26 protein-coding genes and 1 tRNA gene are annotated in these 26,366 nt (G+C 64.3%); 21 read left to right on the top strand and 6 right to left on the bottom strand.

Annotation, left to right across the window (positions count from 1 at the left end; translation table 11 throughout):
* The first annotated feature begins 8 nt into the window (after window positions 1-8).
* From nikC to IG197_RS15285, 4 genes are all read left to right on the top strand, one after another.
* Window positions 9-911 (top strand): nickel transporter permease, encoded by a 903-nt coding sequence (gene nikC / locus IG197_RS15300; protein ID WP_067965920.1) that lies wholly within the window; start codon window positions 9-11, stop codon window positions 909-911.
* Window positions 908-1,741 carry an ABC transporter ATP-binding protein gene (locus IG197_RS15295; protein ID WP_192313049.1) on the top strand — a complete coding sequence of 278 codons (834 nt, stop codon included), beginning with the start codon at window positions 908-910 and terminating at the stop codon, window positions 1,739-1,741. Before nikC ends, IG197_RS15295 begins: the two co-directional genes overlap by 4 nt.
* Complete coding sequence (locus IG197_RS15290) at window positions 1,738-2,487, top strand: ABC transporter ATP-binding protein (protein ID WP_192313046.1); 750 nt, start codon at window positions 1,738-1,740, stop codon at window positions 2,485-2,487. The genes IG197_RS15295 and IG197_RS15290 overlap by 4 nt, the downstream gene beginning before the upstream one ends.
* 166 nt (window positions 2,488-2,653) lie before the next feature.
* The gene (locus IG197_RS15285) at window positions 2,654-3,094 is read left to right on the top strand and encodes an RbsD/FucU family protein (protein ID WP_067955975.1); all 441 of its coding nucleotides are present in this window, start codon (window positions 2,654-2,656) and stop codon (window positions 3,092-3,094) included.
* Window positions 3,095-3,227: 133 nt separating this feature from the next.
* Here IG197_RS15285 and IG197_RS15280 read toward each other — a convergent pair whose 3' ends face one another.
* On the bottom strand, window positions 3,228-4,010 hold the full coding sequence (locus tag IG197_RS15280; RefSeq protein WP_192313043.1) for an IclR family transcriptional regulator: 783 nt from the start codon (window positions 4,008-4,010) through the stop codon (window positions 3,228-3,230).
* Window positions 4,011-4,130: 120 nt separating this feature from the next.
* Here IG197_RS15280 and IG197_RS15275 point away from each other — a divergent pair, with 120 nt between their 5' ends.
* From IG197_RS15275 to IG197_RS15240, 8 genes are all read left to right on the top strand, one after another.
* Window positions 4,131-4,880, top strand: a complete 750-nt coding sequence (locus IG197_RS15275; protein WP_067955972.1) for an SDR family oxidoreductase — start codon at window positions 4,131-4,133, stop codon at window positions 4,878-4,880.
* A gap of 14 nt (window positions 4,881-4,894) precedes the next feature.
* Window positions 4,895-5,779, top strand: a complete 885-nt coding sequence (locus IG197_RS15270; RefSeq protein WP_192313040.1) for an amidohydrolase — start codon at window positions 4,895-4,897, stop codon at window positions 5,777-5,779.
* Window positions 5,776-7,317 carry a sugar ABC transporter ATP-binding protein gene (locus IG197_RS15265; protein ID WP_192313036.1) on the top strand — a complete coding sequence of 514 codons (1,542 nt, stop codon included), beginning with the start codon at window positions 5,776-5,778 and terminating at the stop codon, window positions 7,315-7,317. Before IG197_RS15270 ends, IG197_RS15265 begins: the two co-directional genes overlap by 4 nt.
* Window positions 7,314-8,312: an ABC transporter permease gene (locus tag IG197_RS15260; RefSeq protein WP_192313033.1), complete on the top strand. Its 999-nt coding sequence runs from the start codon at window positions 7,314-7,316 to the stop codon at window positions 8,310-8,312. The genes IG197_RS15265 and IG197_RS15260 overlap by 4 nt, the downstream gene beginning before the upstream one ends.
* A gap of 104 nt (window positions 8,313-8,416) precedes the next feature.
* Window positions 8,417-9,364 carry an ABC transporter substrate-binding protein gene (locus IG197_RS15255; protein WP_182574034.1) on the top strand — a complete coding sequence of 316 codons (948 nt, stop codon included), beginning with the start codon at window positions 8,417-8,419 and terminating at the stop codon, window positions 9,362-9,364.
* A 64-nt stretch (window positions 9,365-9,428) separates the two neighbouring features.
* On the top strand, window positions 9,429-10,283 hold the full coding sequence (locus IG197_RS15250; RefSeq protein WP_192313030.1) for a fumarylacetoacetate hydrolase family protein: 855 nt from the start codon (window positions 9,429-9,431) through the stop codon (window positions 10,281-10,283).
* Window positions 10,284-10,396: 113 nt separating this feature from the next.
* Complete coding sequence (locus IG197_RS15245) at window positions 10,397-11,674, top strand: L-fuconate dehydratase (RefSeq protein ID WP_154386288.1); 1,278 nt, start codon at window positions 10,397-10,399, stop codon at window positions 11,672-11,674.
* A gap of 11 nt (window positions 11,675-11,685) precedes the next feature.
* Window positions 11,686-12,462 (top strand): SDR family oxidoreductase, encoded by a 777-nt coding sequence (locus tag IG197_RS15240; RefSeq protein WP_192313028.1) that lies wholly within the window; start codon window positions 11,686-11,688, stop codon window positions 12,460-12,462.
* 6 nt (window positions 12,463-12,468) lie between these two features.
* Here IG197_RS15240 and cls read toward each other — a convergent pair whose 3' ends face one another.
* Complete coding sequence (gene cls, locus IG197_RS15235) at window positions 12,469-13,926, bottom strand: cardiolipin synthase (protein ID WP_192313025.1); 1,458 nt, start codon at window positions 13,924-13,926, stop codon at window positions 12,469-12,471.
* 198 nt (window positions 13,927-14,124) lie between these two features.
* Here cls and IG197_RS15230 point away from each other — a divergent pair, with 198 nt between their 5' ends.
* On the top strand, window positions 14,125-15,408 hold the full coding sequence (locus IG197_RS15230; protein WP_192313022.1) for a glycosyltransferase family 2 protein: 1,284 nt from the start codon (window positions 14,125-14,127) through the stop codon (window positions 15,406-15,408).
* Between the two features lie 33 nt (window positions 15,409-15,441).
* On the opposite strand, the gene IG197_RS15225 is transcribed toward IG197_RS15230, so the two are convergent.
* On the bottom strand, window positions 15,442-16,125 hold the full coding sequence (locus IG197_RS15225) for an aspartate/glutamate racemase family protein (protein WP_192319782.1): 684 nt from the start codon (window positions 16,123-16,125) through the stop codon (window positions 15,442-15,444).
* An 8-nt stretch (window positions 16,126-16,133) separates the two neighbouring features.
* Window positions 16,134-17,585: an MFS transporter gene (locus IG197_RS15220; protein ID WP_192313019.1), complete on the bottom strand. Its 1,452-nt coding sequence runs from the start codon at window positions 17,583-17,585 to the stop codon at window positions 16,134-16,136.
* Between the two features lie 247 nt (window positions 17,586-17,832).
* Here IG197_RS15220 and IG197_RS15215 point away from each other — a divergent pair, with 247 nt between their 5' ends.
* On the top strand, window positions 17,833-18,678 hold the full coding sequence (locus IG197_RS15215; protein ID WP_192313016.1) for a MurR/RpiR family transcriptional regulator: 846 nt from the start codon (window positions 17,833-17,835) through the stop codon (window positions 18,676-18,678).
* 3 nt (window positions 18,679-18,681) lie between these two features.
* On the opposite strand, the gene IG197_RS15210 is transcribed toward IG197_RS15215, so the two are convergent.
* Window positions 18,682-19,515, bottom strand: coding sequence for a helix-turn-helix transcriptional regulator (locus IG197_RS15210; RefSeq protein ID WP_154386284.1), 834 nt, complete (start codon window positions 19,513-19,515; stop codon window positions 18,682-18,684).
* A 123-nt stretch (window positions 19,516-19,638) separates the two neighbouring features.
* Between IG197_RS15210 and IG197_RS15205 the strand changes: the two genes are divergently transcribed.
* The 3 genes from IG197_RS15205 (at window position 19,639) to IG197_RS15195 (ending at window position 23,056) form a co-directional block, all read left to right on the top strand.
* Window positions 19,639-20,745: an aminotransferase class I/II-fold pyridoxal phosphate-dependent enzyme gene (locus IG197_RS15205; protein WP_192313013.1), complete on the top strand. Its 1,107-nt coding sequence runs from the start codon at window positions 19,639-19,641 to the stop codon at window positions 20,743-20,745.
* A 335-nt stretch (window positions 20,746-21,080) separates the two neighbouring features.
* Window positions 21,081-22,001 (top strand): arginase, encoded by a 921-nt coding sequence (gene rocF / locus IG197_RS15200; protein WP_192313010.1) that lies wholly within the window; start codon window positions 21,081-21,083, stop codon window positions 21,999-22,001.
* Window positions 22,002-22,003: 2 nt separating this feature from the next.
* Window positions 22,004-23,056, top strand: coding sequence for an ornithine cyclodeaminase (locus tag IG197_RS15195; protein ID WP_192313007.1), 1,053 nt, complete (start codon window positions 22,004-22,006; stop codon window positions 23,054-23,056).
* A gap of 335 nt (window positions 23,057-23,391) precedes the next feature.
* Here the strand turns inward: IG197_RS15195 and IG197_RS15190 are convergent.
* Window positions 23,392-23,466, bottom strand: a tRNA-Gly gene (locus tag IG197_RS15190).
* A gap of 211 nt (window positions 23,467-23,677) precedes the next feature.
* On the opposite strand from IG197_RS15190, the gene IG197_RS15185 reads away from it, so the two are divergent.
* The 4 genes from IG197_RS15185 (at window position 23,678) to IG197_RS15170 (ending at window position 26,191) form a co-directional block, all read left to right on the top strand.
* A complete protein-coding gene (locus IG197_RS15185) occupies window positions 23,678-24,190 on the top strand; it encodes a prolyl-tRNA synthetase associated domain-containing protein (RefSeq protein WP_192313004.1) in 513 nt (170 codons plus the stop codon).
* A gap of 69 nt (window positions 24,191-24,259) precedes the next feature.
* On the top strand, window positions 24,260-25,219 hold the full coding sequence (trxA, locus tag IG197_RS15180; RefSeq protein ID WP_192313001.1) for a thioredoxin: 960 nt from the start codon (window positions 24,260-24,262) through the stop codon (window positions 25,217-25,219).
* Between the two features lie 65 nt (window positions 25,220-25,284).
* Window positions 25,285-25,956, top strand: coding sequence for an LON peptidase substrate-binding domain-containing protein (locus IG197_RS15175; RefSeq protein ID WP_115730104.1), 672 nt, complete (start codon window positions 25,285-25,287; stop codon window positions 25,954-25,956).
* 22 nt (window positions 25,957-25,978) lie between these two features.
* On the top strand, window positions 25,979-26,191 hold the full coding sequence (locus IG197_RS15170) for a Trm112 family protein (protein ID WP_192312999.1): 213 nt from the start codon (window positions 25,979-25,981) through the stop codon (window positions 26,189-26,191).
* Window positions 26,192-26,366: the final 175 nt, after the last annotated feature.

Raw genomic sequence — 26,366 nt, 5'->3', positions numbered from 1 at the left:
ACACGACCATGACCCGCCGCGAATGGCTGCTCACCGACCGACCGCAATCGCGCCTGCAGGCGCGGCTCGGCCGCGCCTATGTGACCTGGCGCCGCTTCACCGCCAACCGGCTTGCCGCGATCGGCCTCGGCATTATCCTTCTGCTGCTGTTTGTTGCCGCCTTCGCGCCGCTCCTGGCGCCGCATTCGCCCTATATTGGCGACCTCAAGAACGCCCGCCTGCTGCCGGCGAGCTCCACCTACTGGCTCGGCACCGACGACCAGGGCCGCGACATCCTTTCACGCCTGATCTACGGCTCGCGTCTGACCTTGCAGGTCATCGTGCTGGTGGCGATCATCGCAGCGCCGATCGGCCTCCTGGTCGGCACGGCGGCCGGCTATGCCGGCGGCTGGATCGACGCGGTGCTGATGCGCATCACCGACATCTTCCTCGCCTTCCCCAAGCTGGTTCTGGCTCTGGCATTCGTCGCAGCCCTCGGGCCCGGCATCGAGAACGCCATCATCGCCATCGCGCTGACCTCGTGGCCGCCCTATGCCCGCATCGCTCGTGCCGAAACGCTGACCGTGCGCAATTCCGATTACATCGCAGCGGTGAAATTGATGGGTGCCTCGCCGATGCGCATCGTGCTCCGCCACATCATGCCGCTATGCATCTCTTCGCTGATCGTCCGCGTCACGCTCGACATGGCCGGCATCATTCTGACCGCCGCCGGTCTCGGCTTCCTCGGCCTCGGCGCCCAGCCGCCGCTGCCGGAATGGGGCGCGATGATCGCCTCGGGGCGCCGCTTCATCCTCGACCAATGGTGGGTGGCGGCAGCACCGGGTGCTGCGATCCTCATCGTCAGCCTTGGCTTCAACCTGCTCGGCGACGGCCTGCGCGACGCACTCGACACACGCAGCGGTGGCCAATGAGCACGTTGCTGCATGTCGAAGACCTCAGGGTCTCCTTCCCCACCCGCACCGGTGTGGTCGAAGCGGTGCGCGGCGTATCCTTCGCGCTCGGCCAGGAACGGCTCGGCATCGTCGGCGAAAGCGGTTCGGGCAAGTCGCAGACCGGCCGCGCGATCATGGGGTTGACGCCACAGCATGCCGAGATCGGCGCCAGAAGGCTTGAATTCAGCGGCATCGACCTGCTCAAGGCCTCCGTCTCCGAGCGCCGGGCGCTGCGTGGCAACCGCATCGCCATGATCCTGCAGGATCCGAAATATTCGCTCGATCCGGTCATGACCATCGGCCGCCAGATCGTGGAGACGCTGCGGACGCATGAAAAGGTCAGCAAGTCGGCGGCCCGCGAGCGCGCTCTCGACATGCTCGCCGCCGTCCAGATTCGCGACCCGAAGCGGGTCTACGACCTCTACCCGCACGAGGTCTCGGGCGGCATGGGCCAGCGCGCCATGATCGCCATGATGCTGATTGCCGGGCCGGAACTTCTGATCGCCGACGAACCGACCTCGGCGCTCGACGTCACTGTCCAGCTCGACATCTTGCGCATTCTAGACCGGCTGGTGATCGACCGCGGCATGGGCCTGATCTTCATTTCCCACGACCTGCGCCTGGTCTCGACCTTCTGCGACCGCGTCATCGTCATGTATGCCGGCAAGATCGTCGAGGAACTGAAGGCCTCGGAACTGTCGCAGGCGAAGCATCCCTACACGCAAGGCCTGCTCAACTGCATGCCCAAGATCGGCGCCGACCGGCACCCGCTGCCCGTGCTCGACCGAAAGCCGGAGTGGCTGCTGTGACCCCTGCTCTCTCGATCGACAAGCTGCGTGTGGTCTACGACGATTTCGTCGCGCTGAAGGACGTCAGCGTGACCGTGGCGCAAGGCGAATCCTTCGGCCTCGTCGGCGAATCCGGCTCGGGCAAATCGACGCTGCTGCGCGCCGTCGCCGGTCTCGCGCCCGTCTCCGGCGGCACCATCGACGTCAGCGGCAAGCGGTTGGGCAAGCTCAGGGACAAGGAATTCTACCGCCAGGTGCAGATGGTGTTCCAGGATCCGTACGGTTCGCTGCACCCGCGCCAGACCGTCGACAGGTTGCTGCTCGAACCGCTCGACATTCACGGTTTCGGCGACACCGAGAAACGCATCCAGCGCGCGCTCGACGAGGTCGGCCTCGGCTCCGGCTTCCGCTTCCGCTACTCGCACCAGCTCTCGGGCGGCCAGCGCCAGCGCGTGGCGATCGCCCGCGCGCTGATCCTCGAACCGTCGATCCTGCTGCTCGACGAGCCGACATCGGCCCTCGATGCTTCGGTGCAGGCCGAAGTGCTCAACCTGCTCGAACAGGTGCGCCGCGACCGCAAGCTGACCTTCGTCATGGTCAGCCACGACCTCGGCGTCATCACCCACATGTGCGAGCGGCTGATGGTGATGCAGGGCGGACAGGAGGTCGAACGGCTGCAGGCCGGCGACCTCGCCACGCGAAACGTGGCGCAGGACTACACGCGCAACCTTCTGGTTGCGAGCGAAGGTTTCGTCCGCGACGCCTAGGGGTGTTACGGAAATGCGGAAGTCCGTTTTCCGCATTTCCGCGAAAGGTGAAAATGTCAGATGGACAGGTTGCGCGCGCAAGCACTTGCCTGCAATTCTGGACTGGAAACTATGGCGTTCAGGTGCGGCCGCCCCGCATCCGCAACCCCCATCTCAGGTGACAAAAATGCTCCTTGGCATCGATCCGCTGCTTGGCCCCGACGTGCTCTACGTGCTCCGCGCCATGGGCCATGGCGACGACCTTGTTATCGCCGATGCCAATTTCCCGGCCGATGCGATGGCGAGGCAGACCGTCTTCGGCCGGCCACTGCGCATCGACGGCGACATCGTCAGCGTCATGAAGGCGGTGCTGTCGGTGATGCCGGTCGACACTTTCGTCGACGACGCCTTCGGCCGCATGGAAGTGGTCGGCAAGCCGGACGAGATCCCCGAGGTGCAGCGTGAGGTCGGCAAGCTGATCGAGGGCACGGCCACCAAGATGGTCGGCATCGAACGCTTCGCCTTCTACGAGCGCGCCAAGAAGGCCTATGCCGTCATCCAGACCCAGGAACGCCGCTTCTATGCCGACTTCGCCGTGCGCAAGGGCGTGGTACCGCCGGGGGGATGAACCGCGTCTTCGGCGCAGGTTTAGGAGAGCCAGAACTTTCCCTGAAAGGGGCGCAGCCGCCCCCTCAACCGCCTGCCGGTACGTAGCATCGAGCTCTGCGCTACGCAGCGCCAAAGCAACGTCCAACCCGCGCCTACGACAGCGACAGCTTCGCCGCCACGTCCTTGAGCAACACCAGCGTCTGATCAATGTCCGCCTGCCTGTCGTCGATCCGCAGGATGTAGGGACAGGTCAGCACGGCGATGGCATACCCGTCCGGCGACAGGATCGGCACCGAGATGTCGTCGATGGCGCGCATCTGCTGGCTCGGGCCGACACGGTGGCCGGCCTCGCGATAGCCGGTCAGGATCGGCTCCAGCTTTTCGCGCGCGCTTGCCTGCCTGGTGCCTTCCCAACGCGCAGCTGCCTCGGATTGCGAATGCGGGTCCTGGAAGGCGAGCAGGATATGACCCGAGCTGGTGGTCAGGAGATCGATATGGGCGCCGATGCGGATGCCGAATTCCCAGTTGCCGGGCGGGCTGGCATGCGCCACCACGATCGCCGCGTCGCGGTCGGGCGCTACCAGATGACATGACTGGCCGGCAGCCACCGAAAATGCATCCATCAAAGGCTGAGCCCGCGCCACCAACCGCCTTATCGGCGGATGCCGATGGGCGAGGATGAAAAGCTTCATGGTCAGCGCGTAGCGGTCGCCCTCTGGCGAGCGGCTGACAAAGTCGCGCGCCACCAGACGTTCGAGCATGCGGTAGACCTCGCTCGGCCCACGTCCCATCGCCTCACCGATCTCGGCCCGGGTCAGGCCACCCGGTTGCTCCGAAAGCAGCTCGAGAATGTCCAGGCCCTTGTCCAGTGCCGGTGCGCGGTAGCGCTCGTCCTTGTCGACGCTATTGGCGGTCTTTGCCGGCCCTTTTGGCATGACGCGAGAACCTCCCTGTCGACCGGCCCACGATTCCCCATTGCATGGTCGGTTCATTTATGAATAGTATGTTCGTATATAGACAGAAGCGCAAGCAGTTTGCTGGGAGGAGCGACGGTTATGCGACTAAGCGGGAAACGCATTTTCATTTCCGCCGCCGCTCAGGGCATCGGCCGCGCCAGCGCGCTGGCCTGCGCCAATGAGGGCGCCCATGTCATCGCCACCGACATCAATGACGACGCGCTCAAAGCGCTTTCGACCGAACATAAGAACATCGAGACCCATCGTCTCGACGTCCGCGACGGCAAGGCCGTGGCAAGCTTCGCCGCCGGCCAGGCGCCGCTCGACGGGCTCTTCAACTGCGCCGGCTTCGTCCACAACGGCACCATCATGGACTGCAGCGACGAAGACTGGGACTTCAGCTTCGACCTGAACGTCAAGAGCATGTACCGCACGACCAAGGCGTTCCTGCCCGGCATGCTCGAACGCGCCGAAAAGACCGGCGCCGTGTCGATCCTCAACATGGCCTCCATGGCTTCGTCGATCAAAGGCTTCCCCAACCGGCTGCTCTACGGCGCCACCAAGGCGGCGGTCATCGGCTTCACCAAGGGCATGGCCGCCGACTATGTGCGCCGCGGCGTGCGCTGCAACGCGCTCTGCCCGGGCACAGTCGACACGCCGTCGCTGCGCGGCCGCATCGCTGCTGCCGCCGACCCGGTGCAGGCCGAAAAGGACTTCATCGCCCGCCAGCCGATCGGCCGGCTCGCCACGGTCGACGACATAGCACCACTGGTCGTCTATCTCTTGTCCGACGAGTCGCGCTTCGTCACCGGCCAGGCGGTCCTGGTCGACGGCGGCGTCACCATATAGGCGGAGCGGCGGCCATGATCGAAAGGATCGACGGCCACTGCCACTACTGGACGCTCCAGCGCGGCGACTATGGCTGGCTGACATCAGACGCCGCCGATCTCCAGCCGATCTACCGCGACTTCGGCGCGGCCGAGATGCGCCCGCTGGCGGAAGCCGCCGGCATCGCCAAACGCATCCTGGTCCAGGCAGCCCCGACGGAAGCCGAGACGCAGTTCCTGCTCGACCAGGGCCGCGACGACAAGGCTGTTGCCGGCGTCGTCGGCTGGGTCGAACTGTCCTCCACCGACAGCGTTGCCACGCTCGATCGCTTCGCTGCCGATCCCCTGTTCAAGGGCGTCCGGCCGATGTTGCAGGATCTCGACGATCCCGACTGGATCGCCACCCGCCCGCACCTGGACGCTATCGCAGCACTCAAGCGGCTCGGCCTGCGTTTCGACGCGCTCGTGATGCCGCAGCATCTTCAGGCGCTCGGGCGTTTCGTCGAGGCACATCCCGAGCTCCCCGTCGTCATCGACCATGCTGCCAAGCCCGCCTTCGCCGCTTCTGCCGACGATCCGCGCCATGGCATGTGGCGGTTCGGCATGGCCGAGCTGTCGGGGCACACGCAGGTCTATTGCAAGCTGTCTGGCCTGCTCACCGAATTGCCCGCGGAGCGCCGCGCGACGTCCAAGGCCGCGGCTGAAGCGCTGCACCCGGCGATCTGCAGCCTGCTCGACTGGTTTGGGCCGGATCGCCTGATCTGGGGGTCGGACTGGCCGGTGCTGACACTGGCCAACCCCTTCGCCTTCTGGGACGAGGTCACGGGCCGCCTGCTTGACGGCCTTGGCCAACGCGAGCGCATGGCGATCCTGGGCGGCACAGCCGCCCGCTTCTACGGCATCGAAGGAGGTCGCGCATGACCGCTCTCGTCGTCATGAAGGACATCGGCAAGTCGTTCCCCGGCGTGCGCGCCCTGCACAATGCCCAACTCGAGCTGCTGTCAGGCGAAGTGCATGCCCTGATGGGGGAGAACGGCGCCGGCAAGTCGACGCTGATGAAGATCCTCGCCGGCATCTACCGCCGCGATGCGGGTGAGATCCTGCTCGACGGCAAGCCGGTCGAGATCAACTCGCCGCGCCAGGCCCAGGATCTCGGCATCGGCATCATCCATCAGGAGCTCAATCTGATGCCGCATCTGACAGCGGCGCAGAACATCTTCATCGGCCGCGAGCCACGCAAGGCCGGCGGCCTGCTGCTCGACGAGGCGAAACTCAACGCTGATACCGCCGAGATCTTTGCCTCGATGCATCTGAAGCTCGACCCGCGCACCCCGGTCGGCGGGCTGACCATCGCACGCCAGCAGATGGTCGAGATCGCCAAGGCGCTGTCCTATCGCTCGCGCGTGCTGATCATGGACGAGCCGACGGCGGCCCTCAACGACGCCGAGATCGCGGAGCTCTTCGCCATCATCGCCAGGCTGAAGGCCGAGGGTGTCGGCATCGTCTACATCTCGCACAAGATGGACGAGCTGAAGCGCATCGCCGACCGCGTCACCGTCATGCGCGACAGCGAATATATCGGCACGGTGCCGGCTGCCGAGACGCCAGTCGAGAAGATCATCTCGATGATGGTCGGCCGCACGTTGACCGACGAACGGCCGGACATTCCCGACCACAGCAAGTCCGAGACCGTGCTGGAGGTCAAGAACCTCAATCGCGGTACGGTCATCCGCGACGTCAGCCTTTCTGTCCGCAAGGGCGAAATCCTCGGTTTCGCCGGCTTGATGGGCGCCGGCCGCACCGAGGTGGCGCGTGCCATATTCGGCGCCGACCGTCGCGACGGCGGCGACATCTTCATGCATGGCAAAAAGGTCGACATCCGTATCCCGCAAGACGCCGTGCGTGCCGGCATCGGCTACCTCTCCGAGGACCGCAAGCATTTCGGCCTCGCCACCGGCATGGACGTACGCAACAACGTCGTGCTGGCCAGCCTTGCGCGCTTCGCCGGCCCGGCCGGGTTGCTCAGGGAAGGCGTCATGCACGATGTCGCCGCCCGCTACATCGACCAGTTGGCGATCAAGACCCCGTCGGACCGGCAGGAAGTGCGCCTGCTGTCGGGCGGCAACCAGCAGAAGATCGTCATCGCCAAATGGCTGCTGCGCGACTGCGAGGTGCTGATCTTCGACGAGCCGACGCGTGGCATCGACGTCGGCGCCAAGAACGAAATCTACAAGCTCTTGAATGCGCTGGCCCAGCAGGGCCGCGCCATCATCGTCATCTCCTCCGAACTGCCGGAGGTGCTCCGGCTCAGCCATCGCATCGCGGTGATGTGCGAGGGGCGGCTGACCGGCATCTTGCCCGGCGGCGCCAGCCAGGAGGAGATCATGCATTTGGCGACGCTTCGCGGCGATGCCGCCAACCAGAACAAGCAAAAGACGGCAAAGGGAGAGGCCAAATGAGTGCTGCAGCATCCACGGCGAACACCTCTGCCGTTTCGCGATTTTCCGGCGCGCAACACCGGCTGCTCGCCTTCGCCAGCCTGATCATCCTTGTCGCGGTGTTCAGCTTTGCCTCGCCCAATTTCATGCAGACGTCCAACATCATCGCCATCCTGCAGGCGACGTCGGTCAACGGCGTGCTGGCGATCGCAGCAACGCTGGTCATCATCACAGGCGGCATCGACCTGTCGGTCGGCACGCTGATGACCTTCTGTGCGGTGATTGCCGGCGTGGTGCTGACCTTCTGGGGCATGCCGCTCGGCCTCGGCGTGCTGGCCGCGATCCTGGCGGGGGCTGCCAGTGGCACGCTGTCCGGAACGTTCGTCGCCAAGCTCAAAATCCCGCCCTTCATCGCCACGCTTGGCATGATGTTGATCCTCAAGGGCTTGTCGCTGGTGATCTCGGGCACGCGCCCGATCTACTTCAACGGCACGCCCGGCTTCACCCAGATCTCGCAAGGCTCATTGATCGGCTCGGTCATCCCGAGCCTTCCGATCCCCAACGGCGTGCTGATCCTGTTCCTGGTCGCCATCGCCACCAGCTTCATCCTCGAGCGCACCATTTTGGGCCGCTTCACCTTTGCGCTCGGCTCCAACGAAGAGGCGGTCAGGCTTTCCGGCGTCAACACCGACCGCTGGAAGATCGCGGTCTATGCGCTGGCCGGCTCGATCTGTGGCATCGCCGGCCTGCTGATCGCCTCGCGGCTCAACTCGGCCCAGCCCGCGCTCGGCCAGGGCTACGAGCTCGATGCGATTGCGGCGGTTGTCATCGGCGGCACCTCGCTCTCGGGCGGCCGCGGCACCATCATCGGCACGCTGATCGGCGCCCTTATCATCTCCGTGCTCGCCAACGGCCTGCGCATCCTCTCGGTCGCCCAGGAATGGCAGACCGTGGTCACCGGCTCGATCATCATTCTCGCCGTCTACACCGACATTCTGCGGCGGCGCAGTCTTTGAGCAAGCTTGCTTCGCGCAGCGCCGGGGTGCTGCGCCAACATCAAGAAGAGAGCGAAAGCGCTCCACCAGCAGAGTTCAACAACCAAGGTTCAATCGGAGGAAACATGTTCACCAGACGCACAGTGATTGGCGCTCTCAGCGCCATGACGATCCTCGGCTACGGCTCGACCATGGCAATGGCCCAGGACAAGATGTACATCCCGCTGATCTCCAAGGGCTTTCAGCACCAGTTCTGGCAAGCGGTGAAAGCCGGCGCCGACAAGGCTGCCGCCGATCTCGGCGTCGAAGTCACCTTCGAAGGCCCTGACTCGGAAACCCAGGTCGACCGTCAGATCGACATGCTGGCCGCAGCGCTTGCCAAAAAACCGGCGGCGATCGGCTTCGCCGCCCTCGACAGCCAGGCGGCTATCCCGCTGCTGCAGCAGGCCAAGGACGCCAAGATCCCGGTCGTCGCCTTCGACTCCGGCGTCGACAGCGACATCCCGGTGGCCACAGCCTCGACCAACAATATTGCGGCGGCGGCCCTCGCCGCCGACAAGATGGCCGAGCTGATCGGCGACGAAGGCAAGGTGGCACTTGTCGTCCATGACCAGACCAGCCGCACCGGCGTGGACCGCCGCGACGGCTTCGTCAACCGCATGAAGGAAGCCCACCCGAAGGTCGAGATCGTCGCCATCGAATATGGGGAGGGCGATCATCTCAAGTCGACCGAAATCACCAAGGCGATCCTGCAGGCCAACCCCGACCTCAAGGGCATGTTCGGTGCCAATGAAGGCTCGGCCATCGGCGTCGTCAACGGCGCCAAGGAGCTCGGCCGCCAGCTGGTGATCATCGGCTACGACTCGGGCGCCCAGCAGAAGGCGGCGATCCGCGACGGCCAGATGGCCGGCGCCATCACCCAGAACCCGGTCGGCATCGGCTACAAGACTGTCGAGGCAGCCGTGAAGGCGGCAAAGGGCGAAGCCGTCGAAAAGAACATCGACACCGGCTTCTACTACTACGACAAGTCGAACATCGATCAGCCCGAAATCGCAGCGGTGCTGTACGACTGATCCTGTGCAACTCTACCGGAGGCGGTCCGCCGCCTCCGGCTTTTTCCAATCAAGGTGACATCAGATGAAACTGCTCCGCTACGGCCCCAAGGGCAACGAGAAGCCCGGCATCCTCGACAGATCAGGCCGCGTCCGCGATCTCTCGCGCCACGTCGACGACATCGCCGGCGACGTTCTGACGCCCGAAGGCCTCGCCCGCCTGCGCACCCTCGATATCGAGACGCTGCCGCTGGTAGCCGGCACGCCTCAGCAGGATCTGCGCCTCGGCGCCTGCGTCGGCCGCATCGGCAAGTTCATCTGCATCGGCCTCAACTATGCCGACCATGCCGCCGAAACCGGTGCAGCCATTCCCGCCGAACCGATCGTCTTCAACAAGTGGACCTCGGCCATCGTCGGTCCCAACGACGACGTCGAAATCCCGCGCAATTCGGTCAAGACCGATTGGGAGGTCGAGCTTGGCGTCGTCATCGGCAAGCCCGGCCGCTACATCGACGAGGCCGACGCCATGTCCCACGTTGCCGGCTATTGCGTCATCAACGACGTTTCCGAACGCGAATTCCAGACCGAGCGCGGCGGCACCTGGGACAAGGGCAAGGGTTGCGACACCTTCGGCCCGACCGGCCCCTGGATGGTGACCGCTGACGAGATCGCCGACCCGCAGAACCTCAAGATGTGGCTCGATGTCGATGACAAGCGCTTCCAGGACGGCTCGACCAAAACGATGATCTTCTCGGTGCAGCAGGTCGTATCCTACCTCAGCCGCTTCATGAGCCTGCAGTCCGGCGACGTCATCTCGACCGGCACCCCGCCCGGCGTCGGCCTTGGCCAGAAACCTCCCGTCTATCTCAAAGCAGGCCAGACGATGACTCTTGGCATCGAAGGCCTGGGCAGCCAGAGGCAGCGCGTTATCGCTGCCTGACCCCTTTGGAGCGGGAGGCGTCTCCCAGGCAATCCTTCCGCTCTCGTTTCAGCCGCACGAACTTGCCCTCGAGGCTCCCAGCCTTTCGGGATCGTGCCCAGAGGACCCACACCATGACCAGAATCATCGACATGCGGGTGCTCGACCTGCGTTTCCCGACGTCGCAGCATCTCGACGGTTCCGACGCGATGAACCCGGACCCCGACTATTCGGCGGCCTATGTCATCCTGAAGACCGACACGGCAGGGATCGAGGGTCATGGTCTGACCTTCACCATCGGCCGCGGCAACGAAATCTGCTGCGCGGCGATCGAGGCGATGCGCCATCTGGTCGTCGGCCTGGAGATGGACAAGGTGGCCGCTGACATGGGCGCCTTCTGGCGGCACGTGACGTCGGACAGCCAGTTGCGCTGGATCGGCCCGGACAAGGGCGCGATCCACCTGGCCACCGGCGCCGTCGTCAACGCCGTCTGGGATATCTGGGCGAAGATGGTTGGCAAGCCGGTGTGGAAGCTGGTCGCCGACATGTCGCCGGAAGAACTCGTGCGCTGCATCGACTTCCGCTACATCACCGACTGCATCACGCCCGAGGAAGCGCTCGCCATGCTGCGCGAAAAAGAGCCGGGCAAGGCCGAGCGGATCGCGACCCTCGAGCGCGAGGGATATCCCTGCTACACCACCTCGGCCGGCTGGCTCGGTTATGGCGACGAGAAGCTGCGCCGGCTGTGCCAGGAAGCGGTCGACGCCGGCTTCAACCACGTCAAGCTCAAGGTCGGCCGCGACAAGGCCGACGATATCAGGCGCCTGCGCATCGCGCGTGAGGTGCTCGGCCCAGACCGCCAGCTGATGATCGACGCCAACCAGGTCTGGGAAGTCGGCCAGGCCATCGACTGGGTACGCGACCTCGCCTTTGCCAAACCGTGGTTCATCGAAGAGCCGACCAATCCCGACGACGTCGAGGGCCATCGCAAGATCCGCGAGGGCGTCGCCCCGGTCCAGGTCGCCACCGGCGAGATGTGCCAGAACCGCATCATGTTCAAGCAGTTCATCATGCGCGGCGCCATCGACGTGGTGCAGATCGACTCCTGCCGCCTCGGCGGCGTCAACGAAATCCTCGCCGTGCTGTTGATGGCGGCGAAATACAATCTGCTCGTCTGCCCACACGCCGGCGGTGTCGGCCTGTGCGAATATGTCCAGCACCTGTCGATGATCGACTACGTCTCAATCGCCGGAACCCGCGAGGGCCGTGTCGTCGAATATGTCGACCACCTGCATGAGCACTTCAAGGAACCCTGCGTGGTGCAGCACGCCGCTTACATGCCCCCGTCCGCGCCCGGCTTCTCCATCGAGATGAAGCCGGCGACGCTCGAAGACTTCCAGTTCCGCGGTTGAGGGAAACGACAATGGACCTCGGGCTGAAGGACAAGATCGTCATCGTCACCGGCGGCGGTGCCGGCATCGGCGGCGCGGTCACACTCGGTCTCGCTGCCGAAGGCGCCATTCCGGTCATCTTCGGCCGCAGCCCACTGGCCGAGGATTTCGCCGCGAAGCTCAAGGCCGTTTCGCCGCGCTCGCCGTTCGTCCAGGTCGAGCTGATGCACGATCCCGAGATCGGCGCAGCTGTCGAGCAGGTGGCAAAAACCTTCGGCCGCATCGACGGGCTGGTCAACAATGCCGGCATCAATGACGGCATCGATCTCGAGGCCGGTTCGGATGCTTTCCGCGAGTCGCTCGAACGCAACCTGATCCACTACTACACCACCGCCCATCACTGCCTGCCGTGGCTGAGAAAATCGCGCGGCGCGATCGTCAACGTCTCGTCCAAGACCGCACTCACCGGCCAGGGCAGCACCAGCGGCTACACCGCCGCCAAGGGCGCCCAGCTGTCACTCACCCGTGAATGGGCCGCCGCCCTGCGCGGCGATGGCATACGCGTCAACGCGGTCATCCCGGCCGAGGTGATGACGCCGCTCTACGAAAAGTGGCTGAAGACATTCGACGATCCGGAAGCACGGCTGGAAGAAATCACCCGACGCATCCCGCTCGGGCAGCGCATGACGACGTCGGAAGAGATCGCCGACACCATCATCTTCCTGCTCTCCGACAAGGCCAGCCACACCACCGGCCAGTGGCTGTTCGTCGACGGCGGCTATACCCATCTCGACCGCGCATTGGACTGAACGCGGCTAAAGCACCGGCCCGAGCATGGCGATGGCGTTGTTCCAGATCTGGCGCGGCCGGCTCCACTTGGCGACCGTGCGGTCGCTGATGGGGATGGACGACTCGATATAGCTCTGCTGCCGCTTCCGCACCTCGCCGGTAACGCGTGCGTCGTGCAGCAGGATATTGTTCTCGAAATTCAGCTCGAAGCTGCGCCGGTCGAGATTGGCCGAACCGATCAGCGTCACCTCGCCATCGACCGTTAGCGTTTTCGCGTGCAGTAGGCCGCCTTCATATTCGTGGATGTTCACGCCGGCATCGAGCAGTTCGCGATAGTAGCTGCGGCTTGCCGCCGCGACGATCCAGGAATCGTTGCGCCGGGGAAGGACGATGGTCGTTTCGACGCCGCGGTGGCCGCAAGCGCACAGCGCCGCCTGCAGCGGCTCGTCCGGCACATAATAGGGTGTCGAAATGACGAGCTCGCGCCGTGCGGCGTTCATCAGCGCGATGAACATTTCGGGCATCGCCGAATAGCGCACGGCAGCACCCGTGCCGATGACCTGCGCCGTAAAGCCGGGTTGCGCCGACGGCGGCGGCTGGCGCATCAGAGGGCTCAGGTCCTCCTTGACCTGCGCCATCCAGTCGCTGGCAAACAGATGCTGGTTCTGAAGCACGACCGGGCCCTCGAAACGCATCATCACGTCAACCCAGGGCGCGTACTTCGCCTTGATGGCAAAGGCCGGATCGGCGCAGTTCTGGCTGCCGCAATAGGTGGTCTTGTTGTCGATGACGACGATCTTGCGGTGGTTGCGCATGTCGACCCGCCCCTTGAGCGGGCGCAGCAGCGCGATCCCTACCGGCAGGGCGCGCGCCAGCCTGACCTTGGCTGAAGCCATCTCGCGCCAGTGCGGCGACCGGATCAACCGGCGCGAGCCGATGTCGTCGACCATCACCCGGCACGTCACGCCGCGCATCGCCGCGCGCTTGACCGCCTCGACCATCTTCACGCCGTTGCTATCGGGCAACCAGATGTAGAATAGCAGGTGCACATGATCGGTGGCCGCATCGATGTCGGCGATGATCGCATCGATGGCAGCATCGGAACCGGGCATGAGGTGAGCCCGGTTTGCACCGACCGGCGCATAATTGCTGATCGATTCGCCGACACGAAACAGCGGCGCGTAGGGCTCCGGGACGCTTGGCTGCTCGCGCCCGTCGAGATCGGTCGTGTTGATCGTGGCAAGCGAGGGCAAGTGCTGGAGCGCGTCGCGCAGCCGGGCGATACGGCGGCTGCCGACGTTGGTATCACCGAACAGGATGTACGCGACAACGCCGACCACCGGCGCAACGACGATGACCACGATCCAGGCCAGCCGCGAGGCCGGCTCGCGATGCGGGCGCAGCAGCGCCCGCACGAGATAGACGATCTGCAGGCAGATGGTCAGGTTGACCAGGGCCCAACCGAAATAGGCGGAAGCGCTCATGCTTGGGGTGGCCCTCCAGACATTAGGTTCAACCGATAACAGATAATTCGATGCGGGAGCCATAACCCTTGCTCTCGGGGAGAGCGACGGAAGGCCCGGACACGCCGGCAGGCAATTTGTTGCCAAGGCACTCATGCCGTGCAATGTGCAATGCCAAGAGCGCCTGCCCCGCTCAGCCAATTGCCGGGGGAGTTGTCAGTGCACAAGAAGGTGGACGGGCTGTCGGTCGAGACGTCAGCGTCTGATTTGACGCTGCGCGGGCTTTCGCTCAGCGAGCTTGCACCCGAGCCGGTGACCTACCCGCTCGTCTCCTTCATCATCCGAAACTGGAACTACGCCCGCTTCGTCGGATCGGCGATCCGCTCGGTTCGCCATCAGACCTATCCCAATTTCGAAGCCATCGTCGTCGACAATGGCTCGACCGATGACAGTCGACGCGAGATAGAAGCGGCGATCGGCGACGACCCGCGGTTTCGCACGATCTGGCTCGACGAAAACCTCGGCGCACTCGCAGGGGCATTGAAAGGCCTGGATGTCGCACGCGGCGATTTCGTCACCTTCGTCGATTCCGACGATTATCTGCTTGCCGACTTTACCGCCATGCATGTCCAGACGCATCTGGCGCTGCCACGGAGCGTCGCCTTCACATCGAGCGCGGTGATCGAGATCGATGCGACTGGCGCGGCATTGGGAACCGGTCTCAGGGGATCGCAGCCCGACACGCGTAAGGGCAGTCTGCGGCGCTCCTTCCTGGTCGTCCGTTTGTCTGAGGTTTCCGGTCCGCAGTTCGACCAGCTCGACGACAGCGTCGTTGCCCATCCACCCACCGAAAACGGCTGGCTGTGGTCGCCGGGCACATCAAACATGTTCCGCCGTTTCCTGCTCGAAACCATCCGCCCGCGCGCCAAATCAGACGTCATGTTCGGGCTTTCGGTCGACGGCCATTTCTGCCGGCTCGCCCATGTATTTGCCGGATCGGCCACGATCGCCATGCCGCTGTCGGCCTATCGGCTGCACGGTAACAACTTCTTTGCCGGCAATCCGACCCTGGACGGGACCGTGAACGTCTCCGGCCCCGCCAGGAGATTTTTCCCCGCGCGCCGCCGCGAAGCGATGCGTGTTCTCGTCGAAGACGCGGCGTCGCTTTCGGCGAGCATGGGGGCATGGCGCTTCTGGTCCGCGATTGCCCAGGTTCTCGACAGCGACGGCGTCACTTCGGTTCAGGTCTTCGAAGCGCCCGAAGCCCAGGCCATCATCGTTGAGAACCTGCCTGGGCTGTTCGCGACCTTCGGCAAGTGGGACACCTTGCGCAAGCTGCGGCAGCTGATGTCGAGAAGCGCATTGAAGGCTATTCTCCGCGCCGCCGGCCTGAGCCCCGCTGCCTATGCACCGCGCATGGTCGGCATCGAGCTGTCGATGCTCGAAGCCAGGCTGAGGCGCAAGCGTCGCGCCAAAGCTGCACGGCGGAATCCAAGCCCCTAAGGACGCCGTCCCGTGAAAGCGTGGCGGCCAATCTCAAGCGGGCACCGGAGACAAGACCCCGCAACCTGTCGGCAACAGTCCAAGCACGCGTTCCATGGCGCAAGGGATCGGCGCGATGATCGGCGTGTCGAACATCGGCTGCAGTTGTTCGGCCGCCTGGCCGAGCGGGCCGCCGCCGATGATGACGGCCTCCGCTCCATCCAGTTCGATGCATTCGCGTACAGCCTCGGCCAGCGACTGCCCGAGAAGTTTTTCGTCGCCGGCAAGCGCGATCGGATCACCCGCCGTGCAGCGGATGCCGGCATAGAGATGGTCGAGGCCAAGGTCACGGGCACGACCGGCAATCGCCTCGACAAGATCCGGTGTCGTCGTCGCGACGCCGAACCGCCGCCCGTCGCGCGCGGCCTCGATCATCGAGGCCTCGCAGATGCCGACGACTGGCACGTCGACCCGTTCCCTCAGTGCCGCCAGTCCAGGATCGCCAAAGGCGCTGACGATGATGCCCCGGCAGTCCTGGCCATGGCTGGACCCGATCTCGATGACCTGGTCGGCCGCAGCTTCAAGCTGCGGGCCGTTGACAATCATCGGCGGGTTGCGGGTAGCCGTGGCAATCGCCACGGCTACCCGTCCTGCTGCAGTCTTGCGCGCGATGGCATGCATCATGTCGCTGGTTGCCTGCGAGCTGTTGGGATTGATCAACAGGATATGTGACGTCATGCTCATCGTTACGCTCTTGCTTGCGCCTGCCGGGTCGACACTTCGGGTGTCTCGACCTCGGCCGGCTGGGTCAGGTCTTCCATCGACATGCCATAGGTTTCGGGGCCCATCTGGATGCAGAAGGCAAAGACCGCATACATTGCCGCCGCCAGGCTGAACACGCCGACCATGCCGTAATTGTCGAACAATGCGCCGGCAACGGTGGGGATGAAGGAGCCGGCAGCCGAGCCCGTCGCCAGGATGAAGGCCACGCCGAAGGCGCGGATCCGGGTCGGGAACAGTTCGGGCGCATAGATCCAGATCGAGGTGTTGAGCAGCAGCACAAAGAACTGGAAGATCGCGCCGAACAGCAGCACCAGGTAGATGTTGGTGCCGAGATAGACGATCGACACGGCGGCGAGGCAGGCGAAGACGGCGCCGACGGTCAGCACCTTCTTGCGCGGGAAGTAGTAGCCGAACATCGAGGCAGCGATCGCGCCGAGCACGCTGCCGCTCTGGATGATCATCGAGTAAAGCAGGCTGCCCTGCAGCGTGTAGCCCATCGACACGAAGATGATCGGCATCAGCGTCAGCACCGACAGCTGGGCGCCGTAGCTCATCAGGATGGCGATGGCGACCGGAATGGTGCGGCCGATGAAGGGGGCGCGGAACAGTTCCTTCCAGGCATGCTTGCTGGGTGCGGCCTCTTCGGCGTGGTCACTCGTCAGATGCTCGCGTACAACCAGGTTACGTGGCCTGAGCGTTCCGGATTCGAGGATCGACAGCACCTTGTTGGCCTCGGCAATCCTATTCTGCGACGCCAGGAAACGCGGCGTCTCGGGTACGAAACGGCGATAGAACACCACCAGAAGGGCCGGCAGCGCCAGCGAGGCGAACAGCCAGCGCCAGGCGTTGTCGCCGGGGAAAAGGGTGAAGATCATCAGGCCAAAGGCGGGCGCCAGGAAGTTGCCGAAGCCGCCGGCGCCGACATTGACGAGGCCGGCAGCCGTGCCGCGAAACTTTGGCGAGCAGAACTCCGACAGCATGGTGACGGCGGTCGAAATCTCCCCGCCGACGCCGAAGCCGACGATGGCGCGAGCAAAGCACAAGGTGGCGAAGTTCGGCGCCAGCGCGCAAGCGGCCGAGCCGATGGTGAAAAGCAGAAGATTGAAGGTCAGCATGACGCGGCGACCGTAGCGGTCGCCGAGAATGCCCGAGAGCAGACGGCCGATGGCGGCGCTGCCGAAGGTGATTGTGTTGAGGAAGCCGATGTCGGCGCCGGTCAGGCCCCAGGTCGCCTTGAGCATCGGGCCAGCGACGCCGATCGTGTTTTGTTCGAAGCTGTCAAAGAGACAGCCGATCAGGACCAGTGCGATGATCTGCTTGTGGGCGCCTGTCACGCCGATCCGGCTCAGCGACGATTCGAGTTGTCGAATGACCGGCGATGATTTGCCGGATTGCACCATACTTTCCGCTGCCATGGTTTCTCCTCCCTTGGCTGAACCAGATGAAAACTGATTTTCACCAATCTAACATATGAAACTGTGTTTTTATAGTCTAAACTTACGTCAAGGCAGACAGGACGGCTCGCGCGGTGCGGCAAGGAGCTTATGTCGTTGTGATTCCTCGTGATTGCGGCAGCCAAGGCTGAGTTTTGACGGCCTCCGCCCTTGCGGCGGCGGCCGAACGGCGCAAATGTGCGCGACTGGAATTCCATCGGCAGGCGGCATGACAAATCCCAAGGATCGGCCATTTCTTTTCCGTGTACGCGAGGCGCTCGACACGCTGCACCCGGCCGAACGGCGGCTCGGCGATTTCGTCTGCGACTTTCCCGGCGAGCTGGCGAGCTATTCCGCGTCCGAGCTCGCCAGCCTGGCCAACGTCTCCAACGCCACCGTCTCGCGCTTCGTCAAACGGCTGGGTTATGACAACTACGAAGAAGCCCGGCGCCATGCGCGCGAGGAAAAGCAGACCGGCTCGCGCCTGTTCCTGACGACCTCGACGGATACTGCCGGGGTGCAATCGCTGGGCGCCCATATCGCTCAAGGCATCGCCAACATCGAAGGCACCTTCGCCACCATCACCGACAGCCAGATCGACGCCGCCGTCGAAGCGATGCTGGCCAGCCGCAAGATCTGGGTGCTCGGCTTCCGCAGCAGCCACCCTTTCGCCGACTACTTCCAGTGGCAGATGACGCAGGTGGTGGAAAACATCGTCGCCATACCGGGTGGCGGGCAGACGCTGGGCGAACATCTCGTCAGCGTCGGCAAGGACGACGTGGCAGTCGTATTCGGGTTGCGCCGCCGCATCGCGCGCATGGAAATGGTGCTGTCGGCGATCGAGAAAAGCGGCGCGAAACTGCTCTACATCACCGACGAAGGGGTGCCCCACCGCCCGGGTGCGGCCTGGCATTTCCGCTGCCAGACACTCGCCCCGGGCCCGCTGTTCAACCACGTCTCGGCGATGGCGATCTGCCACCTGCTCGCCACCCGCGCCATCGAACGGTCGGGCGCTGCGGGCCGGACCCGCCTCAGGGGCATCGAGACCATCGGCGACGCGCTTGAGGAACTGTAGTCTTCAGCCTGCCGGCATGCGGTCGCGTACATGCCGGAGGAACAGCGACAGAAGTTCGGCCTGGGTGGAGATGGCAAGCCTCTCATAAGCATGCTTGCGATGGGTCTTGACCGTGGCGCGCGAGATGTCGAGGTGAGCCGCGATCGAATCCGAAGAATGCCCGCGCAGCACGAGCACCACCACCTCGCGCTCGCGGTTGGTCAACAGCTCGGCGCCGAAGCTTTCATAGGCCGCCTCCGCCCAACCGGCATCGATGGAATGCCGCTTGGCCGCATGCCGCGCCTTGATGCGTTGCCAGTGCTGGCGAAAGCTCGTCTCGATCAGCGGCAACAGGCCGTTGAGCCTCTCGACAGCCGCGTCGTCGAAGCTCCCGGGCCGGGCGCTGTAGATGCCGATCTCCGTCGTCTCGCCATCGTCGAGGGTCACTGCGATGTCGATCTCTTCGAGCCCGCGTGGCCAGTCGCGGGTGACGTAGCCGATCTCCTCCGTCTCCGCGATGATGATTTCATAGGAGCGGTAGACCTCGCTCTGCAGATAGTGGTCGGGCGCGAGATCGCGGACGCGGTAGACGCCCGAAGCGATTCCCTTGAGATGGCTCTGGTAGAACGGATTGAGGATATAGGTCTGCGCCAGATATTGCTTCAGCCCGTTGCGCGCCCGCTCGCCCTTGAAGTCGTCATGGATATGCAGCGGCGGGCGGCTGCCGCGATAGACGACGATGGCGATCATGTCGAAGGCGACGTGGCTGCGGATCCAGGCGGCCAGGACCGACGGAAACCGCGGAGCGCCGATGGCGCCGACCAGTTCCGCCACGTCGCGATAGTCGTCCTGCGGCATACGCTTGCTGCGTCCCCTTATGTGCCGGCAACCTCCTCCCCTGGGAGGATGGCTTGCCGCGGCGATCCTGACTAACACTGCTCACCGACACAGTGGCATGCCGTGGGACGGGAGCGCGCGACGATGAACTACGCCAGGATGGTAATCGAAAAGGAAGCGCCGGAGGAATATGGCTACGACCGTATTCGCTACAATCTCTCGGAAAGCTCCATTGCCGACCAGAAGCTGTCCGAGATCGGCCTGTCTCTGCCCGACCTGACGCTGTTCTACGGCGAACATCGTGGCGACAAGGCCTTGCGCGAGTTGATCGCCGGCCAGGATGCCGGGCTCTCGCCCGACCATGTGCTGGTCACCGCCGGCGCTGCCGGCGCGCTGTTCATCATCGCTACCGGCCTGTTGTCGGACAAGGACCATCTCGTGGTGGTGCGGCCCAACTACGCCACCAACATCGAGACGCCGCGCGCCATCGGCTGCGCCATCAGCTACATCGACCTCGACTTCGACAACGGCTTCGCCGTCGATCTTGCCGAAGTGGCGGCTGCCCTGCGGCCCAACACGCGCTTCATCAGCGTCACCTGCCCGCATAACCCGACCGGCACCATCATGAGCCGCGCCGATCTCGACGGGCTGATCGCCCTTGCCGAACGCCACGGCTGTTACCTGCTGGTCGACGAGACCTATCGCGACCTGAGTTACGGCCAACGCCTGCCCGCAGCCGCCTCGCTCAGCCCGCGCGCCATCAGCGTCTCGTCGCTGTCCAAGGCCTATGGCATCCCCGGCATCCGCATCGGCTGGCTGGTTACCCAGGACGCCGGGCTCTACGAACGGTTTCTCGCCGCCAAGGAGCAGATCGGCATTTGCGGCAGCGTCATCGACGAGGCGATCGCACGTGCCATGCTGGAACGCCGCGACGAGTTCCTCGGCGCGCTGATGCCCGAGATGAAGGCGCGGCGCGACATCGTCCAGCAATGGATCGACCGTGAGCCGCTCGTCGACTGGGTCCGGCCGCAAGGCGGCGTCGTCGGCTTCCCCCGGATCAATGTGGGTCCCGATTTCGACCTCGACCGATTCTACGACGGCCTGCTGGAAAAGCACGGTGCCTATGTCGGCCCCGGCCACTGGTTCGAAATGCCGAAAACCTTTTTCCGCGTCGGTTTCGGCTGGCCGACTGAAGCGCAACTGAGGGGCGGGCTCGAAGCCATCTCCGCCGCCCTGCGCGAGCAGAATTGAGCGACATCCTGGTCGCGGGATGACGACGGCACCGAAAGTTGCCGAAGCACCTGCATTTCCATCGCGCGGCTGCGGTCAGCATCACGTTCGCGGACGATGGCGACAGTTTGGCTTCGGCATCGACGAGGCCGCGATCGAGGCCCGCCGACACCAATCAGACATCGGTACTCGTCGGTGGACGCCACGCTCGGGGCATATTATGCCGTGGTGCATGCGCGCTCGAGCGTCGACGCCGTCCTTGCCTGGCAAGAGCCAGTTCGAAAACGCAGGATGAAACGGCCGCTGCCGCGAAAACAGAAAACAATACCGGGCCATGCCCGCGAGGAGACATCGAGATGCATTGCCGGATCATTGGCGCACCCATTCAGGAAGGCACCGACCGTAGGGGCTGCGACATGGGACCAAGCTCGCTCAGGACCGCAGGCCTTGTCGAGGCGCTTGTCGAACTTGGCCATTCCGTTGCCGACATGGGGCAAGTCGTGCCAGTGCCGGGGCCGGCGCTGGAGCATCCGAACAAGGCGCTGAAAGCCCTGCCCGCGATCGCGGCCTGGACGGCGGCCCTGGCCGAGGCGGCCTACCAGATCAGCGCCGACGCCATGCCGATCTTCCTCGGCGGCGATCACAGCATCTCGGCAGGCACCGTCAGCGGCATCGCCCGGCGCGCGGGCGAACTCGGCAAGCCGCTGTTCGTGCTCTGGCTCGACGCCCATCCGGATTTCCACACGCTCGACACCACCACCAGCGGCAATTTGCACGGCGTGCCGCTTGCCTATGCCAGCGGCCTGTCCGGTTTCCAGGGCTATTTCCCCAAGCTTCAGGCCAATGTCAGCCCCGAGCGCATCTGCGCGCTGGGCATTCGCAGCGTCGACCCGGCCGAGCGTGTCGCGCTTGCCGAGGCGGGCGTCACCGTCCACGACATGCGCGCCATCGACGAGCATGGCATCGCGCCATTGCTGCGCGCCTTCCTCGAGCGTGTGGCGGCCGAAGGCGGCATGCTGCATGTCAGCTTCGACATCGACTTCCTCGATCCGGCGATCGCGCCTGCCGTCGGCACCACGGTGCCCGGTGGAGCGACCTTCCGCGAGGCACATCTGGTGATGGAAATGCTGCATGACAGCGGCCTGGTCACCAGCCTCGACCTTGTCGAACTGAACCCCTTCCTCGACGAACGCGGCCGCACCGCAACGCTGATGGTCGACCTGACGGCGAGCCTGATGGGCCGCCGCATCATGGACCGTCCGACCAGGAGTTACTGACCATGACCGAAAAACTGAACGTCGTTCCCTTCGTCAGCGTCGACCACATGATGAAGCTTGTTCTGGCGGTCGGCGTCGAGCGTTTCCTGACCGAGATGTCGGCCTACATCGAAGAGGACTTCCTGCGCTGGGAGCAATTCGACAAGACCCCGCGCATCGCCTCGCACAGCCATGACGGCGTCATCGAGCTGATGCCGACGAGCGACGGCCACCTCTACGGCTTCAAATACGTCAACGGCCACCCCAAGAACACCCGCGACGGCCGCCAGACGGTAACCGCATTCGGCGTGCTCGCCGATGTCGGCAACGGCTATCCGATGCTGTTGACCGAGATGACCATCCTGACGGCGCTGCGCACCGCGGCCACCTCGGCGGTGGCAGCCAAATATCTCGCGCCCCAGGGGGCCGACACCATGGCCATCATCGGCAATGGCGCCCAGTCGGAATTCCAGGCCCTGGCGTTCAAGGCGCTGCTTGGCGTCAACAAGCTCAGGCTCTACGACATCGACGCCTCCGCCTCGCGGAAATGCCAGGCCAACCTCGCAGGCATGGGCTTCGACATCGTCATTGCGGACAATGCGCAGGACGCGGTGGAAGGTGCCCAGATCATCACCACCGTCACCGCCGACAAGCAGCTTGCGACCATCCTGACCGACAACATGGTCGGCACCGGCGTTCACATCAACGCGGTCGGCGGCGACTGCCCCGGCAAGACCGAGCTGCACAAGGATATCTTGCTGCGCTCCGACATCTTCGTCGAGTTCCCGCCGCAGACCCGCATCGAGGGCGAGATCCAGCAATTGGCTGCCGATCACCCCGTCATCGAGCTGTGGCAGGTCATGGCAGGCAAGGCGCAGGGCCGCAACTCCAGCGCGCAGGTCACGCTGTTCGACAGTGTCGGCTTTGCCATCGAAGATTTTTCCGCTTTGCGTTACGTCAGGGACAAGCTGATCGACACCGGCCTGTTCGAGGAACTCGACCTTTTGGCCGACCCCGATGAGCCGCGAGACCTGTTCGGCATGCTGTTGCGCGCCGCGAAGGCATCGGCCGTCTAGCTGGGATCGTAACCTCGCCAAGCAGACCGCAAGGCGTTCGGCGCCACTGGCCTTGGCGTCTGTCGAGGGCTCATGCCAGCACGCTATCTTGTACGTTGGGCCCTGTAGAGGCTGTGCTGGGTTCTGGGTCGGCCGCGCGGCAACCGCGCTGATGATTCTGTCGCGCTTCGAGCGCCTGACGCGAATCCAGCGGCCGCGGTGACGATACGGACATTTGCCGTGGACCAAGCCATTCGACGTGCTTCGAGGACAAGCTGCATTGAAGCGTCGCGGTCTTACCGCCTTCCAGAAACGACGAAGGCCGCGGTGAAACCGCGGCCTTTTCGTGGGATATTTGGAGCGGGTGAAGCGATTCGAACGCTCGACCCCAACCTTGGCAAGGTTGTGCTCTACCCCTGAGCTACACCCGCTCGCCGCGGCTCGTCGCCGCAACGGCTGCTATATGGCCGAAGCTCGCGGCGAATGCAACAGGGAAAAACCGCTCTGTCTTGAACTTTTTTCGCGGCGGCTGAAAATCCCATGATTCCCCTCGGGAAGCTCTGCGTCAGCGCTATGCCGGACTTGTGCAGCAAGCCGGCTTTGCCCATAAACCTCGCGCAACGGCAATTCCCGGAAGCTGCGATGACCGCCCCGATGACACCCAAGACCCGCGCCGAACTGCTCGCCTATCTGGCTGGGCTCGGCATTTCAGTGACCACCCACGACCATCCCCCGCTCTACACCGTCGCCGATTCGCAGGCGCTGCGCGGCACCATATCAGGCGGGCACACCAAGAACCTTTTCCTCAAGGACAAGAAGGACAACTTCTTTCTGGTCACTGTCGATGAGGAAGCAAGCGTCGACCTCAAGCAGATCCACCAGTTGATCGGTGCCTCGAGCCGGGTTTCGTTCGGCAAGCCGGAGGCGCTCATGGAGTTGCTCGGCGTCGTGCCTGGTGCTGTCACCGTCTTCGGGCTGATCAACGACACCTCAGCCAGGGTGAAGCTGGTGCTCGACAGCGCGCTGATGGAAAACGCCGTCATCAACGCCCACCCGCTGACCAACGAAGCCACGACCTCGATTGCCAATGCCGACCTGCTGCGATTCGTCGAGGCAACCGGCCATGATGCTGTTATCTTGAAAGTCTCGGGCTGATCGCCACATGGTGGGCTGACGGCCAGGCCAGGTCGCCGGCAGAATATAGCGAATACCGGAAGAGTGAAGATGAGCAACGAAAGCAATCCCTTCGGCGGCATGGGCAGCCAGTACGCCACCAACGTCCAGTTTGGCACCGCGCCTGCCGCCCCCGTGGCCGAGCTCATCAAGGACACGACGACGGCGGCCTTTAGCGCCGACGTGATCCAGGAATCGCGCAAGCAGCCGGTGCTGGTCGACTTCTGGGCACCCTGGTGCGGCCCGTGCAAGCAGCTGACTCCGGTCATCGAGCGCGTCGTCCAGGCTGCCGGCGGACGGGTCAAGCTGGTCAAGATGAACATCGACGACCATCCGGCGATTGCCGGCCAGCTCGGCATCCAGTCGATTCCCGCGGTTATCGCCTTCAAGAACGGCCAGCCGGTGGACGGCTTCATGGGTGCAGTGCCCGAAAGCCAGATCCGCGATTTCATCGACAAGATCGCCGGCAAGGATGGCGGCCAGCCGCAGATTGCCGAGGCGCTTGCGGCAGCAGCCGAAGCGCGCGAAGCTGGCGACCTGCAGACTGCGGTACAGATCTATGATGCCGTGCTCGAACAGGTGCCCGACAATATCGACGCCATCGCAGCGCTTGCCGACATCCTGTTCGAGTCAGGCGATGTAGAAGGCGCGAACGAGGTTCTGGCACGCGCGCCCGACGACAAGAAATCCGCTGCGGCACTGGTTTCCGTCCGCACCAAGATGGCGCTTGCCGAAGAAGCGGCAGCGCTTGGCGATTCCGCCGAGCTCGAGCGCCGGCTGGCGCTGGATCCCGGCGATCACCAGGCGCGTTTCGATCTCGCCATGATCCAGAACGCCAAGGGCCAGCGCACCGAGGCTGCCGACAACCTGCTGGCCATCGTCAAGGCGGACCGGACCTGGAACGACGACGGCGCCCGGGCACAATTGCTCAAGCTGTTCGAAGCCTGGGGCTTCACCGACGAGGTGACGCTTTCGACGCGTCGCAAGCTGTCGTCGCTGCTGTTTTCGTAATCGAGCAGCGCCGCGGCCTTGCGTTTGGTTGCAACAACCCCAGATGAGTAGCAGCTGAGGACAAGATGCAGGCAGGAAACGCCCATTACCGGCTCGACAGCGATCTGCCGACAACGCTGGCAGTGTTCCCGCTGACGGCGGCCTTGTTGTTGCCGGGCGGGCGCATGCCGCTCAACATCTTCGAGCCGCGCTACCTCCAGATGATCGACGATGCGATGGCCGGTTCGCGGCTGATCGGCATGATCCAGCCCTCGCTCGACGGCAATCTGCGTCCGGACGGCGAACCGGCGCTCTGCCCGGTCGGCTGCATCGGCCGTATCACTTCGCTCGCCGAGACGGGAGACGGGCGCTACCTGATTTCGCTGCAAGGCGTCTGCCGTTTCCGCGTCGCCCAGGAGCTGGCAGTCAAGACGCCTTTCCGGCAGTGCAGGATCACCTCGTTTGCGGCGGATCTCGGCGAGGACAAAGCCGGCGCGGAAGTCGACCGGCCGGCACTGCTCAAGGCCTTTCGCACCTACCTCCAGGCCAACGAACTCGAGGCCGATTGGGAGAGCGTCAGCCGTGCCGACAACGCCATACTGGTCAACGCGCTGTCGATGATGGCGCCCTATGGCGCCGCCGAAAAACAGGCACTGCTCGAAGCCCCCGATCTCAAGACCCGCGCCGAGACGCTGATTGCGATCACCGAAATGGCACTTGCCCGCGAAAACGAGGATTTCGGATCGAGCCTGCAATAGGCAACGCTGCCGGAGAGCCGGAATGGTCGAGACCAACAAACGCGACATCGACGTCAAGCTGCTCGAGCTTTTGGCTTGCCCGCTGACCAAGGGGCCGCTGAAGTGGGATGCCGAACGCGGTGAACTGGTCTCCAGGCTGGCAAAGCTGGCTTACCCCGTGCGCGACGGCATTCCCGTCATGCTGCCCTCCGAGGCACGGCAGATCGGCGACCGGGAAGCCGGCCCGAGCACCTGATACGCGACCTTCCTTGCCCTTCGAACCCGGGACAGGATTGCGCGCCCTGCTGCGGGCCGATTCCACATCACACAATGAACGCTTCGCCCGGCACCTCGAGAGAGATTTGCCCGCCAGCTTCACCACGCGCGGACGTGCTTCCCGTCGGCACGCCGCCGGCCGATACATCGCAAAT

It is taken from the genome of Aminobacter sp. SR38, assembly GCF_014843375.1.
GTDB classification, from domain to species: Bacteria; Pseudomonadota; Alphaproteobacteria; order Rhizobiales; family Rhizobiaceae; genus Aminobacter; species Aminobacter ciceronei.
This window is presented reverse-complemented; position numbering and strand designations above follow the sequence as displayed.

Excerpts from the sequence above, each read along its gene's own strand:
- IG197_RS15280 (WP_192313043.1), bottom strand. The coding sequence starts at position 4,010 with ATGCCAAAAGGGCCGGCAAAGACCGCCAATAGCGTCGACAAGGACGAG.
- IG197_RS15205 (WP_192313013.1), top strand. The coding sequence starts at position 19,639 with ATGAACTACGCCAGGATGGTAATCGAAAAGGAAGCGCCGGAGGAATAT.
- IG197_RS15170 (WP_192312999.1), top strand. The coding sequence starts at position 25,979 with ATGGTCGAGACCAACAAACGCGACATCGACGTCAAGCTGCTCGAGCTT.
- IG197_RS15245 (WP_154386288.1), top strand. The coding sequence starts at position 10,397 with ATGACCAGAATCATCGACATGCGGGTGCTCGACCTGCGTTTCCCGACG.
- IG197_RS15295 (WP_192313049.1), top strand. The coding sequence starts at position 908 with ATGAGCACGTTGCTGCATGTCGAAGACCTCAGGGTCTCCTTCCCCACC.
- IG197_RS15270 (WP_192313040.1), top strand. The coding sequence starts at position 4,895 with ATGATCGAAAGGATCGACGGCCACTGCCACTACTGGACGCTCCAGCGC.
- IG197_RS15185 (WP_192313004.1), top strand. The coding sequence starts at position 23,678 with ATGACCGCCCCGATGACACCCAAGACCCGCGCCGAACTGCTCGCCTAT.
- IG197_RS15225 (WP_192319782.1), bottom strand. The coding sequence starts at position 16,125 with ATGACGTCACATATCCTGTTGATCAATCCCAACAGCTCGCAGGCAACC.
- IG197_RS15275 (WP_067955972.1), top strand. The coding sequence starts at position 4,131 with ATGCGACTAAGCGGGAAACGCATTTTCATTTCCGCCGCCGCTCAGGGC.
- IG197_RS15195 (WP_192313007.1), top strand. The coding sequence starts at position 22,004 with ATGACCGAAAAACTGAACGTCGTTCCCTTCGTCAGCGTCGACCACATG.
- rocF (WP_192313010.1), top strand. The coding sequence starts at position 21,081 with ATGCATTGCCGGATCATTGGCGCACCCATTCAGGAAGGCACCGACCGT.
- nikC (WP_067965920.1), top strand. The coding sequence starts at position 9 with ATGACCCGCCGCGAATGGCTGCTCACCGACCGACCGCAATCGCGCCTG.
- trxA (WP_192313001.1), top strand. The coding sequence starts at position 24,260 with ATGAGCAACGAAAGCAATCCCTTCGGCGGCATGGGCAGCCAGTACGCC.
- cls (WP_192313025.1), bottom strand. The coding sequence starts at position 13,926 with ATGAGCGCTTCCGCCTATTTCGGTTGGGCCCTGGTCAACCTGACCATC.
- IG197_RS15285 (WP_067955975.1), top strand. The coding sequence starts at position 2,654 with ATGCTCCTTGGCATCGATCCGCTGCTTGGCCCCGACGTGCTCTACGTG.
- IG197_RS15255 (WP_182574034.1), top strand. The coding sequence starts at position 8,417 with ATGTTCACCAGACGCACAGTGATTGGCGCTCTCAGCGCCATGACGATC.
- IG197_RS15210 (WP_154386284.1), bottom strand. The coding sequence starts at position 19,515 with ATGCCGCAGGACGACTATCGCGACGTGGCGGAACTGGTCGGCGCCATC.
- IG197_RS15215 (WP_192313016.1), top strand. The coding sequence starts at position 17,833 with ATGACAAATCCCAAGGATCGGCCATTTCTTTTCCGTGTACGCGAGGCG.
- IG197_RS15220 (WP_192313019.1), bottom strand. The coding sequence starts at position 17,585 with ATGGCAGCGGAAAGTATGGTGCAATCCGGCAAATCATCGCCGGTCATT.
- IG197_RS15260 (WP_192313033.1), top strand. The coding sequence starts at position 7,314 with ATGAGTGCTGCAGCATCCACGGCGAACACCTCTGCCGTTTCGCGATTT.
- IG197_RS15265 (WP_192313036.1), top strand. The coding sequence starts at position 5,776 with ATGACCGCTCTCGTCGTCATGAAGGACATCGGCAAGTCGTTCCCCGGC.
- IG197_RS15175 (WP_115730104.1), top strand. The coding sequence starts at position 25,285 with ATGCAGGCAGGAAACGCCCATTACCGGCTCGACAGCGATCTGCCGACA.
- IG197_RS15250 (WP_192313030.1), top strand. The coding sequence starts at position 9,429 with ATGAAACTGCTCCGCTACGGCCCCAAGGGCAACGAGAAGCCCGGCATC.
- IG197_RS15240 (WP_192313028.1), top strand. The coding sequence starts at position 11,686 with ATGGACCTCGGGCTGAAGGACAAGATCGTCATCGTCACCGGCGGCGGT.